This is a genomic window from Duganella paludis, assembly GCF_054461335.1.
The window spans coordinates 6,304,451-6,316,915 of sequence record NZ_CM136922.1 but is presented as its reverse complement, the minus strand read 5'-3'; the positions used below and the strand labels follow the sequence as shown (position 1 = coordinate 6,316,915).

The following is a 12,465-nucleotide window of genomic DNA, read 5'->3' as shown; positions in this document are numbered from 1 at the left end:
ATATCTCTAGCTTCGTTGATGGGTGCCGCTGCCGGCGCGATGCGTGGAGCGCGGAGGAAGTTCCGGCGCCATCTTACCGCGCAGGTGCTGGTCGAGCAAGGCAAGCAGACGCTCGATTAGCTGCGGCGGCAAGTCGTGCCCCATCCCTTCGATCACCTCCAGCCGCGCGCCCGGTATCGCCTTGGCCGTATCGGCGCCGCAGGCCACCGGCACCAGCGGATCGGCCGCGCCGTGGATCACCAGCGTCGGCGCGTGGATCTTGCGCAGCAGCGGCGTGCGGTCGCCGGAGGCGACAATCGCCACCATCTGCCGCGCGATGCCGTCCGGGTTGATGCTGCGGTCCAGCGAGCGCTCGATGGCCGCGCGCAGCACCCGCTCCGGCGTAGGAAAGGAAGGACTGCCGATCAGGCGCATCACGGCGATGCCGCGTTCCACCACTTCCGTGCGGCTGAGCGGATTGGCCGGCCCGCGCATCAGTGCGTTGCGCGCCGCCGGCGTCGGGCCCGGCAAACCGCGCCGGCCGCTGCTGGACATGATGGACGTCAGGCTCAGCGTGCGCGAAGCGAAGCGCGCCGCAAAAATCTGCGCGATCATGCCGCCCATGGAAGCGCCCACCACATGGACGCGTGCTATCCCCAGCGCATCGAGCAATCCGAGCGCATCGTCGGCCATGTCGTTGAGGGTGTAGGCGGCGGACTGTTTCAGGCCCACCAGGGATTTCAGATAAGCCAACAGCAGATGCGGCTTCTTGTGTTGATGCAGCTTGCTCGACAGGCCGGCGTCGCGGTTGTCGAAGCGGATCACGTAATAGCCCTGCTCCACCAGGCCGTCGACCAGGTCCTGCGGCCAGGAGATCAGCTGCATGCCCAGTCCCATGATCAGCAGCACCGGCGGATCGGCCGGATTACCGCTGATTTCATAGGCGATCGTGATGCCGTTTGCTTGCGCGGTAGCCAAGACCATCTCCCAAATCGTACTTGGGATTTAGCATACCATTTTTATTCCTGGGTGGCGCGTTTGGCCGCCGCCAGCGCGGCGCGGCGCGCGGCGAAGAAGTTTTTCAGCATGGCGCCGCATTCCTCGGCCATCACACCGCCGACGATGCCGGTGTGGTGATTCAGCTGCTCCTGCTCAAACAGGTTGAGCACCGAGCCGCAGGCGCCGGTCTTGGGATCGGTGGCGCCATACACCACCCGCGCCAGGCGCGCATGCATCATCGCGCCCGAGCACATCACGCATGGTTCCAGCGTGACATACAACTCGCAACCTGGCAGCCGGTAATTGCCGAGCTTCTCGGCGGCCGCGCGCAAGGCCACGATTTCCGCGTGCGCGGTCGGATCGTGCTTGCCGATCGGCTGGTTGCAGCCGACCGCTATCACCTCGCCATCCTTGACGACGACGGCGCCTACCGGCACCTCGCCCAGGTCCCACGCCTGCTGCGCCTGTTCCAGCGCCAGCTGCATGAAAGCCGCGTCAGACATGGTCAGACACCATCGGTGATTTCAGCCCAGCAGTTCGGGGTTTCGTGCAGCACCAGCTTGTGCAGGTGCAGGCCGGTGCCGTAGCGGTCCTTGTAGGCCGCCTTGAGGATGCCGAACGCCACGTGCGCCAGGTTTTCCACGGTCGGAATGCGGTCGATCACCACGGTCTTGTGGTCCGGCAGAGAGGCCAGGAAATCGCGCACCGACGCGTCTTTTTCGTAGACGATGAAGGCGTGATCCCAGACGTCGACCAGGTGTTCCTTGGCCAGCGCCTTGATGTCCGAGAAATCCATGATCATGCCGTTGTCGGAATTGCCTTCAACGTCGATGATGTTGCCGGTCAGGGTGATTTCCAGCGTGTAGCGGTGGCCGTGCAAATTGCGGCATTGGCTCTTGTGGTCGGGAATACGGTGGCCGGCGTCGAATTCCAGCTTGCGGGTAATGGTCAGCATAAGGTCGGTCTTAATTCAGGGTATCTGTAAAAGTTTATGGGTTTGCAGGCTCAGCTTCCATTTCGGATTGCGCTTGCAGGTTTCGATCGCCAGCGTGGTATTGAAGGCGGCCAGCGGGCCGTCCATCGCCTGCACGTAGAAATTCTCGAAGTCCAGTTGTTCGTAGGCCGACAGGTCTTGATTGGTCTGCGGAATCACGACCTTGATTTCATTGCCTTTTTTCACCACCAGTTCGGAACCCATCTTCGGGCTCACGCAGATCCAGTCCACGCCTGCCGGCACCGGCAGCGTGCCGTTGGTTTCAATCGCGATGGTGAAGCCGACCGCGTGCATGGCCTCGATCAGCGCGGTATCGAGTTGCAGCAGCGGCTCGCCGCCGGTGAACACCACGTATTTGCTGGCCGTGTAGCTTTCCGGCCACAGCGCGTTGATGGTGGCGGCCAGCTCCTGCGGCGTCTTGAACTTGCCGCCGCCTTCGCCATCGGTGCCGACAAAGTCGGTATCGCAGAACTGGCACACGGCGCTGGCGCGGTCGATTTCGCGGCCGGTCCACAGGTTGCAGCCGGAAAAACGGCAGAACACGGCCGGACGGCCAGCGTGTGCGCCCTCACCCTGCAACGTGTAGAAAATCTCTTTAATGCTGTAAGTCACGATAGTTCCTGATTGGACAACCCTCAATTATATCCCACGTCACACTTTTCCGGAAAGCATCACCAAAATTGATATTTCACAATGCTTCCAAAAGGCAAGCACGTTATGTTGGCTTGTGGACCATGCCAACGTTTGTCATCCATCACAGGAAGATACACCATGAGAACCGCGCCGCCGCTTCTGGAAATCGATATCGTCTGCCTGGCCGTTTGCCTGCTGCTCTGCGCCGCCTGCCTGCTGCTGTGGTGGCGCCAGCGCGCGCAGGGAGCGCATGAACTGGCCGAGGCGCGGCGCCAGATCGCGCGCCTGAGCGCCAGCCAGCAATCGCTGCGCGACGCCGAACGCCGCCGCATCGCCCGCGACCTGCACGACGACCTGGGCCAGCAACTGCTGGCGCTCAGCATGGACGCCGGCGCGCTGGCCGCCGCCCACCCTGTCCTGCAGCGGCCGCTGGACCAACTGCACGAGCGCATCCAGCAAGCCATCCGCGCCATGCGCGCCATCGTCGACGACTTGCCGGCCGAGGCCCTGCACTCCGGACTGGAAGGCGCGGTGCACCAGCAGATCGCCCAATTCTCGCGCCTGAGCGGCATCCGCTGCCAGCTGGATGCCGAAGCGGCCGCCTTTGCCGGCCCCGCCGCCGGCATCGAGGGCGTGCTGTACCGCGTGCTGCAGGAATCGCTGAGCAATATCGTGCGCCATGCGCAAGCCTCCGAGGTCAGCGTCGGCCTGCGTCGCCAGGAGCAGCGCCTGAACCTGACCGTGCGCGACAACGGCGTCGGCCTGGCGCAGGCGCCGGCCCGGCGCGGCAACGGCCTGCGCAACATCGCCCAGCGCGTGAGCGAGGCCGGCGGCCGGTTCGACGTCGCCAGCACGCCCGGCGCCGGCACGGCGCTGACCATGTCTTTTCCCATTCGATAACAACAGAAAGCGGCGCCCATGAGCGGAACACAAAAAATCCAGCACCTGATGGAGTTTCCACCGGCAGACCAGCAACACGGCTTCGCCCTGAAGCTGATGGAGCTGCTGGTGATCCCCACCTTCGTGGTCGACATCAACGGCAAGGTCATCATCTGGAACCAGGCCTGCGAGCGCCTGACCGGGGTGCCGGCCTGGGAAGTGCTGGGCACCTCGGACCACTGGAAGCCGTTCTACGAAGAGCAGCGCCCGACCTTGGCCGACCTGGTGATCCAGGGCCGCAGCGCCGATCTGCACCGGTTGTACCGCCAGCACGCGCGCCGCAACGACACCGACAACAACCTGTGCGCGGAAAACTGGTGCGACATGCCGCGCGTGGGCCGGCGCCGCTACCTGGCGGCCGACGCCAGCCCGATCTTCGACAGCGAGGGCAAGCTGGTGGCCGTGGTCGAAACCCTGCGCGACGTCACCGAGGAAAAACGCGCGCAGGTAGCGCTGGAACAACTGGCCACGCGCGACGGCCTGACCGGCCTGGCCAACCGCCGCTGCTTCGACGATACGCTGAGCGCCGAGTGGCAGCGCGCCCTGCGCCATCAGCTGCCGCTGTCGCTGCTGATGGTGGACGTCGACAACTTCAAGCAGTACAACGACGCCTACGGCCACCTGGGCGGCGACGAGTGCCTGCAGCGCATCGCCAAGGCGGTGTCAAGCGAGATGCGCGCCAACGACCTGGTGGCGCGCTACGGCGGCGAGGAGTTCGCGGTGATCCTGCCGAATGAATCGCTGACCGGCGCGGCCATCGTAGCCGAGCGCATCCGCTGCCGAGTCGAGCAGCTGCGCCTGCCCAACCTGGGCAGCCAGCAGCACGTGGTGACGGTCAGCATCGGTGCGGCCACCGCGCTGGCGGCGCCCGAGAACGATCCGAGCCAGCTGGTGGCGACGGCCGACTCGGCGCTGTACCGCGCCAAGCACATGGGCCGCAACCGCATCAGCCTGCCGGAATTGGATTAACCCAGCGCCGGCAGGTACGGCACGTAGGGAATGCCGACCGGGATGATGTGGCTCATCACATCTATATTCTCGGCGGAGTCCGAGAAGCCGACCAGCGCTTCGGCGCGCGTCACCACCTTCAGCGAATCGAGCCAGAACTGCAGGCCGGCGGCGTCGGGCGCGCGGTGCAGCACGTTGCTGTACAGCGCGGTCACGAACACTTCATCGCTGGCGTTGGCGCCGTAGATGCTGATGAATTCCGCGCTGTCCACGAAGCCGGCGGCGGTCGACGTTACGCGGCCGCCGTTGTCCAGCACCTTGAGCCAGTAGCCCATGCCCGCTTCGTCCGGCGCGCGGTTGAACATGGCGCTGTACAGGCGGTACAACTGGCCGGCGGCGCCGTTGGTGTCGAGCGCCACGGCGCCATCGGTAAAGCTCAGGCGCTCCACGCCGGTCAGCAAGTCGGTTCCCTCGCTTCCGCCCTGGTCAATCAGCGAAACTGCCGAACCGGCGGCGTGCAAGGAGACGCTGGCGCGCGTCCCGGCGATCACCAAGGTGTCGATGCCGGCCCCACCGGCGATCAGCTGACTGCCTGCCGACGCCATCAGCACATCGTTGCCGGCACCACCCGCCACCAGCGCGGTATAGTCATACAACTGGATGTTGACGTCGCTGAACTGCAGCCTGTCGATGTCGGTCAGCAGATCGTTGCCGTCGCCGCTGACACTCAGCGCGCCGAAGGAACCGCTCAGCGCATAGGCCGACAACGCCCCGCCGAACACCACGGTATCCAAGCCGCCATTGCCGCTGATGGTATCGCTGCCCGCCCCCTCGTAAATCACGTCGTTGCCGGTGCCGCCGGTGATCACGTTACCGTAGGCGTTGGCGTAGATGGTCGATCCGCCGCTGCCGGCGATGGCGCCCTCGATCGCCACGTTGTAGGCGATCGAAATATTTTGATATCCCGGCGCGGTGGAACTGAAGGTGCCCGCGTTCAGGTTGATGAGCGTGGCCCCGGTGCAGCCGGAAAAGTCCAGCGTATCAACGCCGCCCGCATCCCAGATGCATTGCAGCGCCGCATCCTTGAGGAAGACGTAGCTGTCGTTGCCGGTGTGGTAGCCCATGTTGGCGCCATACAGGTACTGGATCGCCTGGATGTCGTACAGCATCGGCGTGATGCCGTAGTTGTAGTTCAGCTGAAACCCCGCGCCCGTGTGATACGACATCTGCGAGTAATCGATGGTATCGGTTTCCTGCGGCAGGAACGGGCCGGAGATATCGGCGCCGGTGGAGTCGTAGTCGCCCGGATGCTTGAAGCCCAGCGTATGGCCCAACTCGTGGATGAGCACCGACACGCCGAAATCGCCAGGCGCAAAGCTGAAGTTGTAGTCGTTCTGATTGTTGATGAACAAATAGCTGGGATCGTGGCCGTTTGGCAGATAGGCGTAGCCGCTGCTGGTACGGCCCTGGTCGTTGGTGCCCATCTGGATATCGCCATCGGCCGCCACCTCCTGGAAGGTGATGTTGGCCACTGCGGCCCAGGTGGCCAGCGCATCGCGCGTGGCGGCTTGCTGCGCCGCCGTCATGGCCTTGAAACCGTTGGCGTCGTTATTGGTGGCGTCGCTCGGCAAGCGCGTCATGAAGCTGTAGGTCAGCGTCACGGCTTGGCCGGGAGCCGCAGCCCAGCTGGTGCCAATCAGCGAATCGATGGAATTTATACCGGATGTCAGAGTCATATTAAAGTTTTCAGAATGGCAGGGCCGCGCGGTCCGGGTCTATCCAGCCCAAGCGCGCGTCCTTCGAGAATAACACTTCCGCCGTCCAATATTGTGTCAGCCACGATTTATTGCCGTAAGGACTCTGCAAGAGCTGCTCGCAAGCCACATGCAACGGCGTCCCCGCCGGCTGCCGCGCCAGGAAATCGGCCACCGCCCGCAACGACGCCAGCGTAATCGTGTGGTGATAGCCGCCGGTATCGGTGTTGGCGGTGCCGCTGGCCTCGTTGTAGGCGCGGATGATGCCGGGCATTTCCGCCTGCGCATCGATATCGGGACGCGCCGCCAGCAGCCAGGCCGCAGCCGCCAGATGGGCGGCGTGGGTCCAGGCGGCCTTGGGCAGCGTACGGTCCAGCAGGCCGGCGCCGATGACGTGGATCTCTTCGTCGGACTGAAAATGCATGGGCAAACTCACTATTCGAACGGGTTGGCGACGATGGTGTTGGCGGCCGGCGGCAGCGTGGCCGGCAGTTTCTGCGCTTCGAGCCGGGCGACCACGTCCGCCAGCAGCTTCTGCAGCGCGCGGGCGTCCGTTAGGCCGGCCTGATCGGCGGTCAAATCGATATCGCCGCTGATGGTGATGCGGTCCAGGCGGTTCTCGATGGTCAGGCCGCCGATGTGCAGCACGTCCGACTCGTTTTTATAAGGCACGAATTTGCTCATCGCTTGCTCCCTTCTTTACGTTGTCTCACCTTCGGCAGGCGCAGCATCGCCTGTTTTTCCGCCGCCGGCAGCGACGGCAGCAGATTGATGCCGACCTTGTCTTCCAGTTCGGCGATGCTCAGCAGTTCGTAGCTCACATCGGCGCGGTTCTCGATGAAGAACGCGGCGCCGGCACGCTGGCGCGGGCTGTACACCAGTTTATACAAATGCGTGGGCACCAGCACATTGCCGACTTTTTCCAGATTGCCGCCGATGAAGGCCGGGCCGGTGATCACGTACAGATCGCCTTCCTTCTGCGCCAGCTTGCGCACCACGCCCTCGATGCCGGCCCAGACGTGACGGTTGTTCTCGGCGTTTTGCGGCACCATGTTGGCCAGCGTGAAGCTCTCGTGCTGGGTGCGGCGGTCCGGCATGTCGCCGTTGGGCGCCATGTGGCCGCGATCGTAACCGCTGCGGGCATAGTCGGCCAGCTCGGCGCGCGCCCTGCCCGGCAGCCTCGGCTCGGGATGGAAGGAGTTTTCGCGCGACAGGTCCTTGGCCGCGTCGATGTTTTCGGCCGTCAGGTGCTCGGCCGACCACAGCGGCGTGCGCGTGATCCCGGAGTGCATCACGCCGAACACGCCGTAGCAGAGCTCGGTGGTGGCGGCGGTCATTTTGGGGTTGCGGATTTCCGGCAGGCGGCCATCGACGTAGTGGGCCGGGCATTCGCCGGCCGAGGCCAGGCTGGCGGCCAGCAGCGCGGCAATCGCCAGCGATCGTTGAAACAGAGACATAGCTTCCTAAAAACATTGCTGAGGCAGCATTCTATCGGACGCCGGCCGCGCGCAACAAGCGCTCCGCAACCGCGCGCAGCTCCGCGAGCAGCGCCGGCGGTTCCAGCACCACCACTTCGAACGGCGCGGCGGCCAGTTGGCGCGCGAACCAGTCCAGCTGGTCCGACTGGTTGTGCAGCAGCACGCCCTCGCCGGTTTCCTCAAACAGGCCGATGGTGTCGATGAAACTGCGGCGCGCCTGCTCCAGCGTGGTCTTCAACAGTACCTTGGCCGCGAATTTGCGCGGCAGCATCGCCACCGACAGCCGCAGATGTTCGAGCGCATCGAAATCCGGCGGCCGCACCGCCAGGCCGGGCGCCGGGCGTACCTGTTCCACACGGTCGAGGCGGAAGGTCCGCATCGCCTGCCGCAGATAGCAATAGCCGACCATGTACCAGTAGCCGCCGTAGTAGGCCAAACCGTAGGGATCGACATCACGTTCGCTGGACTGGTCTCCGGCCAGATAGTGCAGGTGCACGCGGCGGCCCTCCTTGGCGGCCAGCGACAGCGGGCCAAGCGCGGCGTTGGCGGACGGCGGCTCCCGCCGGAACGATGGCGTGCGCAGGTCCAGCTTTACCGTGTTGCCGATGGCCCCGACGCGGTTGCGCAAGCCGTCCGGCATGATGCGCTCCAGTTTGGCCTGGGCGCTTGCCACGGCGGGCGCGGCCTCCGCCAACCCCAGTCCGCGTGCCGCGAGCAAGCCCAGCGACAGGGCCAGCGCCTCGTCGTCGGTGAACATCATGGGCGGCAATTTAAAGCCGGGCATCAGGGCGTAGCCGCCGTGCCGCCCGCGCTCGGCGGTGATCGGTATGCCTATCTGCTCCAGCATCACGATGTAGCGGCGCAGGGTGCGGCCGTCCACCGCCAGTCGGGTGGCCATCTCGGCCCCGCTCATGCGGCCGTGGGTTTGCAGCAGTTCCAGCACTGCCAGCACGCGTGTGGTTGGGTGGTACATGGCGCAAAGATAGCATGTTTATAGGGCGAAATCTGTCCTGATTAAGCCCTAAGCTGGCGTCAACAACAACTTTGCAGGAGTTAAAAATGTCGCAAACCGCCAATCTTTGGCTGTATTTCATTGTCGTGTTTGGCGTGATCGCGCTACCGGGTCTGGACATGGCGTTCGTCATGGGCAGTTCCATGCTCGGGGGCAGGCGCTCGGGGATGGCGGCTGTGGCCGGCATCATGGCCGGCGGCGTTTGTCACCTCTGCATGAGCGCGCTGGGCGTGGCGCTGGTGCTGCAATACTGGCCGCCGCTGTACCAGATCATGCTGCTGGTCGGCGCCGCCTACATCGCGTGGATGGGCTGGCAGCTGCTGCGCAGCGACAGCATTTTCCATCCAGCGCCAGGCGCGGCGGTCCTCGGCAACGCCGTCATCTTCCGTCGCGCATTGACGACCAGCCTGCTCAATCCCAAGGCGTATATCTTCATGCTGGCCATCTTCCCGCAATTTCTACGTCCCGCTGACGGGCCGCTGTGGTTGCAGTCCGGCGTGCTGGGCGCGATCACGGCGCTGACGCAACTGGCGGTTTACGGGGCGCTGGCCTATGCCGCCAGCGGCGCCAGCGGCTGGTTCGCGCGGCATCCGGCTGCCGCGACCGTGGCGGCGCGCATCATGGGCCTGCTGCTGATCGTTACTGCCGTGCTCAGCGCGAGCCGGGCGTAAAAACAAAAAAGGCCGGCGTTCCTGGAACGCCGGCCTTTCCAAACATCCAACCCTACCAGAGGCAATGTTTTTAATTTCAATTGCTGCAACACTGATTACAATTGTACATTAATTCGCGGGGCTTATCTACTATCAAGCAAGTAACTCCTCTATCTTCAGCGCCAGCGCTTCGTTCATTTGCCGCTGACTGTAGCCGGGATGGCGCGTCGCAAAATCCTGCGCCGCCGCGCGGTAGCCGGCCTGGTGGAGCAAAGGCCGCAGCACGCCGCGCCAGTCCGAATCGGGCGTCAGCAAGGCGGCGTTATAGCCGGCGCCGGACATGGCGACGCGGCGCGCGGTGAGGAATTGTTCGGTGTGGGACGGCAGCATCAGCAAGGGTACGCCGGCCAGCAGCGACTGCGCCAGCGTGGCCTCGCCGGCGTGGCACACGCACAGCGCTGCCTCGGCCAGCGCCTGCGGCAGCGAGACCGGCGACTCGGCATACACGATCTGCTCACTGAGCACCGGCGGCGCGGCGCCGAGCGCCACTTCGGGCACATAGGCCAGCACGCGGCAGCCCTCCTCCACCAGCGCCTTGAGCACCGCGCCATGCGACGGATGGACCGACTTCACATACGCAAATACCTTGCGGCCCTCGCCCTCGGGCCAGTACGGCGCCAAGCCGCCATCGGCGGCGAAGCTGGGCCCCAACCATTGTGCCTGCGTGCGGCCTTCGCAGTGATCGAGTTCCGGCCAGGTGCACAGCAATGGCAGGTCGCCGAGGAACACGCCGGCCGCGTGCGCGTGCGGCGGCGCCTGGAATTCGGCCAGCACCGCGTTGGCCGTCGCCAGCATGCGCGCTTCGGATGACGCCAATCGTGCCGGCGGCGCGTCCTTCCACGAAGGCAGTGGCTGATCCGGCGGCGGGCTGTTGAAGCCATTGCCGACCGAGGCGCTGCGCAGTCCCATGCTGCGCGCCGCCAGCAAGGCGGTCGGCGCGAAATCGGCCACCACCAGATCCGGTTGCAGCACGCCGAACATATCGCGCCAGCCGGCCACCATGCCGCGCAGCGCGGCCGGCTCAAGGTAACCGCAGTGGAACAGGATCTCGGCCAGGTTGGCGGACGGCGGCAAGCCCGCCGCCTTGTGCAGCCAGACCGGCGCCTGCAACGTGGGGACATCCAGATCGGCCAGCAAGGCGTTGGTCTGCATCAGATCGCGCACACTTAGAGTGACGCGGTGGCCGCGCGCCAGTAGCGCTTGCGCCAGCATCTTCAGGCGGCCCGCATGTCCCAGGCCGCCGCCCAGTTCCCAGCACAGGTGGATATGGCTCACAACAATGACTCCACCGTCGCCCGAACTTCCGCCATGGTGTCGACCACGCGCCAGGCGCCGGGAAAGTCATGTTGCCGCGTCAGCGCATTGCGCAGGATGATGCAGCGCATGCCGGCCGCCGTCGCCGCCTGCAGGCCGCGCGGCGAGTCCTCGATCACCAGCGCTTCCTCGGCGCGCACGCCCATGCGCTCAAGGCCCAGCAGATACGGCTCCGGCGACGGTTTGCTGTGCGTGTAGCATTCATGCGTGAGCACGAATTCGAAGTGGCGCAGCAAATCCAGCCGCTGGTGGATGATCTCGAAGTGGTCGCGATTGGAACTGGTCACCACGCCCATGCGCACACGCGGCGACAAGGCCGCCAACGTATCAGCCACGCCGTCGATGGCCGGAATGTGCTCGGACGCCAGGCGTGCCGCATAACGCTCGTTACGCACCGCGCGCAGCGACTCGGCCTGTTCTTCGGACAGGCGCGGCGCCAGCAAATGCCAGGCGCCGCAGTTATCGGCCAGATACCAGTCGAAGAAATGCTGCGCGCTCAGTTCCAGGCCCAGGGGCTGGAACAGTTCGCGGTTCGCTTCGTAAAACAGCTGCTCCGTATCGACCAGCACACCGTCGTTGTCCCACAGGATGGCCCGCAGCATGGCGCGCCGTCTTAAGCAGGAACGCCGCTGGCCATGGGATTCGGCAGCGGTTCGGCCACGCGATGCAGCAGGTTGCGGTCGCGGTGATGGAATTCCTCTTCGCCGCGCAGCAGCATCACGGTGTCTTCTTCGTAGCCCCAGGTGCCGTCGTCGTTGATGGTGACCTTGATGCGGTACTCCACCGTCTTGAAGCCGTATTCCAGGAAGGGATTGGAACGGATGCCGTAGGTATCGGACTCCAGGCGCGCCACCAGTTCGAACTCCTTGGCGTCCGGCTCCACCACGGCCGACGCCATGGCGATCTGGCCGCGCGGGATGCCCAGCGTCTGGATCACGGTCTTGGTCTTCGGCTCCCACAGCCAATAGCCCACCTGCTCGTGATAGGTCTTCACGTTATCGGGCTTGTTCACGATGATCAGGTAGCGCAGGCCGTAGAACAGCTGCGGGCCGTTGGTCACCGGATCGATGGGCGTCAGCTCGATGCGCTCGACATAGGCCTGCTTGCGCGCGCCGTCGGCCTTGGGCTTGATATCCAGGCCGCGTTCACCCTTCCAGATGCCGGCCATCGCCGTCAGCGGGCCGAGGTTGTTGAGGGTGTTGACGTCGATCGGGCTAGGTTCGGTGTAGATATCGGTAGAAAACTCGGTCATGCGCTGGTCCTGGATGGTGGAATGAAACGGACGCTATTGTAATGTGATCTCGATGCGGTTGTGACCTGCGCTATAGGTATAGGCCAGCGCACTGCCCAACTGGCGTATCAGCAGCAGGCCGATGCCGCCCACCTGCAGTTCATCCGGCGGCAGCCCCGGATCGGGCGGCGGCGGGCCTTCGGTCAGCGGATTGAATGGCGGCGCGGCGTCTTCGTAGCACAGCACCTGGCCGCGCACGCCGACCCACACGTCGTGCGCGCTGTCGCCGCCGTAGCCGTGCAGGATGCTGTTGCGCAGCAGCTCCTCCAATATCAATTCGGCGCGCGCCACCAGGCCCGGCGCAAGGCCGGCCCGGTTCAACGCCATGGCGGCAAACGCCATGGCGCCGGGGACCGCATCGAGTCGTGCCGGAAAACGCAGCAGATGCGTGATACCGGTTTCTTTTTCGTCCAT

16 protein-coding genes are annotated in these 12,465 nt (G+C 64.8%); 3 read left to right on the top strand and 13 right to left on the bottom strand.

The window, feature by feature from the left end; translation table 11 throughout:
* Positions 1–6 precede the first annotated feature (6 nt).
* From ACXZ1M_RS27860 to queE, 4 genes are read right to left on the bottom strand one after another with little or no spacing between them, the layout of a single operon-like run.
* A complete protein-coding gene (locus ACXZ1M_RS27860) occupies positions 7–957 on the bottom strand; it encodes an alpha/beta fold hydrolase (RefSeq protein ID WP_459050833.1) in 951 nt (316 codons plus the stop codon).
* A gap of 41 nt (positions 958–998) precedes the next feature.
* Positions 999–1,481, bottom strand: coding sequence for a tRNA adenosine(34) deaminase TadA (tadA, locus tag ACXZ1M_RS27855; RefSeq protein WP_459050832.1), 483 nt, complete (start codon positions 1,479–1,481; stop codon positions 999–1,001).
* A 2-nt stretch (positions 1,482–1,483) separates the two neighbouring features.
* Positions 1,484–1,933, bottom strand: a complete 450-nt coding sequence (queD, locus tag ACXZ1M_RS27850; RefSeq protein ID WP_459050831.1) for a 6-carboxytetrahydropterin synthase QueD — start codon at positions 1,931–1,933, stop codon at positions 1,484–1,486.
* Between the two features lie 15 nt (positions 1,934–1,948).
* Positions 1,949–2,584, bottom strand: coding sequence for a 7-carboxy-7-deazaguanine synthase (queE, locus tag ACXZ1M_RS27845; RefSeq protein ID WP_459050830.1), 636 nt, complete (start codon positions 2,582–2,584; stop codon positions 1,949–1,951).
* Positions 2,585–2,743: 159 nt separating this feature from the next.
* On the opposite strand from queE, the gene ACXZ1M_RS27840 reads away from it, so the two are divergent.
* A complete protein-coding gene (locus tag ACXZ1M_RS27840) occupies positions 2,744–3,505 on the top strand; it encodes a sensor histidine kinase (RefSeq protein WP_459050829.1) in 762 nt (253 codons plus the stop codon).
* Between the two features lie 18 nt (positions 3,506–3,523).
* Positions 3,524–4,513, top strand: a complete 990-nt coding sequence (locus ACXZ1M_RS27835) for a sensor domain-containing diguanylate cyclase (RefSeq protein WP_459050828.1) — start codon at positions 3,524–3,526, stop codon at positions 4,511–4,513.
* Here the strand turns inward: ACXZ1M_RS27835 and ACXZ1M_RS27830 are convergent.
* From ACXZ1M_RS27830 to ACXZ1M_RS27810, 5 genes are read right to left on the bottom strand one after another with little or no spacing between them, the layout of a single operon-like run.
* Positions 4,510–6,228, bottom strand: coding sequence for a DUF4214 domain-containing protein (locus ACXZ1M_RS27830; protein ID WP_459050827.1), 1,719 nt, complete (start codon positions 6,226–6,228; stop codon positions 4,510–4,512). The two genes, ACXZ1M_RS27835 and ACXZ1M_RS27830, sit on opposite strands and share 4 nt — an antisense overlap.
* Before the next feature lie 10 nt (positions 6,229–6,238).
* Positions 6,239–6,670, bottom strand: coding sequence for a hypothetical protein (locus ACXZ1M_RS27825; RefSeq protein ID WP_459050826.1), 432 nt, complete (start codon positions 6,668–6,670; stop codon positions 6,239–6,241).
* Positions 6,671–6,681: 11 nt separating this feature from the next.
* The gene (locus tag ACXZ1M_RS27820) at positions 6,682–6,930 is read right to left on the bottom strand and encodes a hypothetical protein (RefSeq protein ID WP_459050825.1); all 249 of its coding nucleotides are present in this window, start codon (positions 6,928–6,930) and stop codon (positions 6,682–6,684) included.
* On the bottom strand, positions 6,927–7,703 hold the full coding sequence (locus ACXZ1M_RS27815; RefSeq protein WP_459050824.1) for a DNA/RNA non-specific endonuclease: 777 nt from the start codon (positions 7,701–7,703) through the stop codon (positions 6,927–6,929). Before ACXZ1M_RS27815 ends, ACXZ1M_RS27820 begins: the two co-directional genes overlap by 4 nt.
* Positions 7,704–7,734: 31 nt before the next feature.
* Entirely contained in the window at positions 7,735–8,697 is a 963-nt protein-coding gene (locus ACXZ1M_RS27810) for a helix-turn-helix transcriptional regulator (protein WP_459050823.1), read from the bottom strand.
* An 86-nt stretch (positions 8,698–8,783) separates the two neighbouring features.
* Between ACXZ1M_RS27810 and ACXZ1M_RS27805 the strand changes: the two genes are divergently transcribed.
* Positions 8,784–9,407, top strand: coding sequence for a LysE family translocator (locus tag ACXZ1M_RS27805; protein ID WP_459050822.1), 624 nt, complete (start codon positions 8,784–8,786; stop codon positions 9,405–9,407).
* Positions 9,408–9,539: 132 nt separating this feature from the next.
* Here the strand turns inward: ACXZ1M_RS27805 and ACXZ1M_RS27800 are convergent, their stop codons facing one another.
* From ACXZ1M_RS27800 to ACXZ1M_RS27785, 4 genes are read right to left on the bottom strand one after another with little or no spacing between them, the layout of a single operon-like run.
* Positions 9,540–10,721, bottom strand: a complete 1,182-nt coding sequence (locus ACXZ1M_RS27800; protein WP_459050821.1) for a glycosyltransferase — start codon at positions 10,719–10,721, stop codon at positions 9,540–9,542.
* Positions 10,718–11,362: an HAD family hydrolase gene (locus tag ACXZ1M_RS27795; protein WP_459050820.1), complete on the bottom strand. Its 645-nt coding sequence runs from the start codon at positions 11,360–11,362 to the stop codon at positions 10,718–10,720. The genes ACXZ1M_RS27800 and ACXZ1M_RS27795 overlap by 4 nt, the downstream gene beginning before the upstream one ends.
* An 11-nt stretch (positions 11,363–11,373) precedes the next feature.
* Positions 11,374–12,012: an FABP family protein gene (locus ACXZ1M_RS27790; protein WP_459050819.1), complete on the bottom strand. Its 639-nt coding sequence runs from the start codon at positions 12,010–12,012 to the stop codon at positions 11,374–11,376.
* 33 nt (positions 12,013–12,045) lie between these two features.
* A complete protein-coding gene (locus ACXZ1M_RS27785; protein ID WP_459050818.1) occupies positions 12,046–12,465 on the bottom strand; it encodes an ATP-binding protein in 420 nt (139 codons plus the stop codon).

What these genes read in the sequence shown, in the direction of transcription:
- ACXZ1M_RS27815 (WP_459050824.1), bottom strand. Translation starts at nt 7,703, where the DNA reads ATGTCTCTGTTTCAACGATCGCTGGCGATTGCCGCGCTGCTGGCCGCC.
- ACXZ1M_RS27785 (WP_459050818.1), bottom strand. Translation starts at nt 12,465, where the DNA reads ATGGACGAAAAAGAAACCGGTATCACGCATCTGCTGCGTTTTCCGGCA.
- ACXZ1M_RS27790 (WP_459050819.1), bottom strand. Translation starts at nt 12,012, where the DNA reads ATGACCGAGTTTTCTACCGATATCTACACCGAACCTAGCCCGATCGAC.
- ACXZ1M_RS27825 (WP_459050826.1), bottom strand. Translation starts at nt 6,670, where the DNA reads ATGCATTTTCAGTCCGACGAAGAGATCCACGTCATCGGCGCCGGCCTG.
- ACXZ1M_RS27810 (WP_459050823.1), bottom strand. Translation starts at nt 8,697, where the DNA reads ATGTACCACCCAACCACACGCGTGCTGGCAGTGCTGGAACTGCTGCAA.
- ACXZ1M_RS27820 (WP_459050825.1), bottom strand. Translation starts at nt 6,930, where the DNA reads ATGAGCAAATTCGTGCCTTATAAAAACGAGTCGGACGTGCTGCACATC.
- tadA (WP_459050832.1), bottom strand. Translation starts at nt 1,481, where the DNA reads ATGTCTGACGCGGCTTTCATGCAGCTGGCGCTGGAACAGGCGCAGCAG.
- ACXZ1M_RS27830 (WP_459050827.1), bottom strand. Translation starts at nt 6,228, where the DNA reads ATGACTCTGACATCCGGTATAAATTCCATCGATTCGCTGATTGGCACC.
- ACXZ1M_RS27795 (WP_459050820.1), bottom strand. Translation starts at nt 11,362, where the DNA reads ATGCTGCGGGCCATCCTGTGGGACAACGACGGTGTGCTGGTCGATACG.
- queD (WP_459050831.1), bottom strand. Translation starts at nt 1,933, where the DNA reads ATGCTGACCATTACCCGCAAGCTGGAATTCGACGCCGGCCACCGTATT.
- ACXZ1M_RS27805 (WP_459050822.1), top strand. Translation starts at nt 8,784, where the DNA reads ATGTCGCAAACCGCCAATCTTTGGCTGTATTTCATTGTCGTGTTTGGC.
- ACXZ1M_RS27840 (WP_459050829.1), top strand. Translation starts at nt 2,744, where the DNA reads ATGAGAACCGCGCCGCCGCTTCTGGAAATCGATATCGTCTGCCTGGCC.
- ACXZ1M_RS27835 (WP_459050828.1), top strand. Translation starts at nt 3,524, where the DNA reads ATGAGCGGAACACAAAAAATCCAGCACCTGATGGAGTTTCCACCGGCA.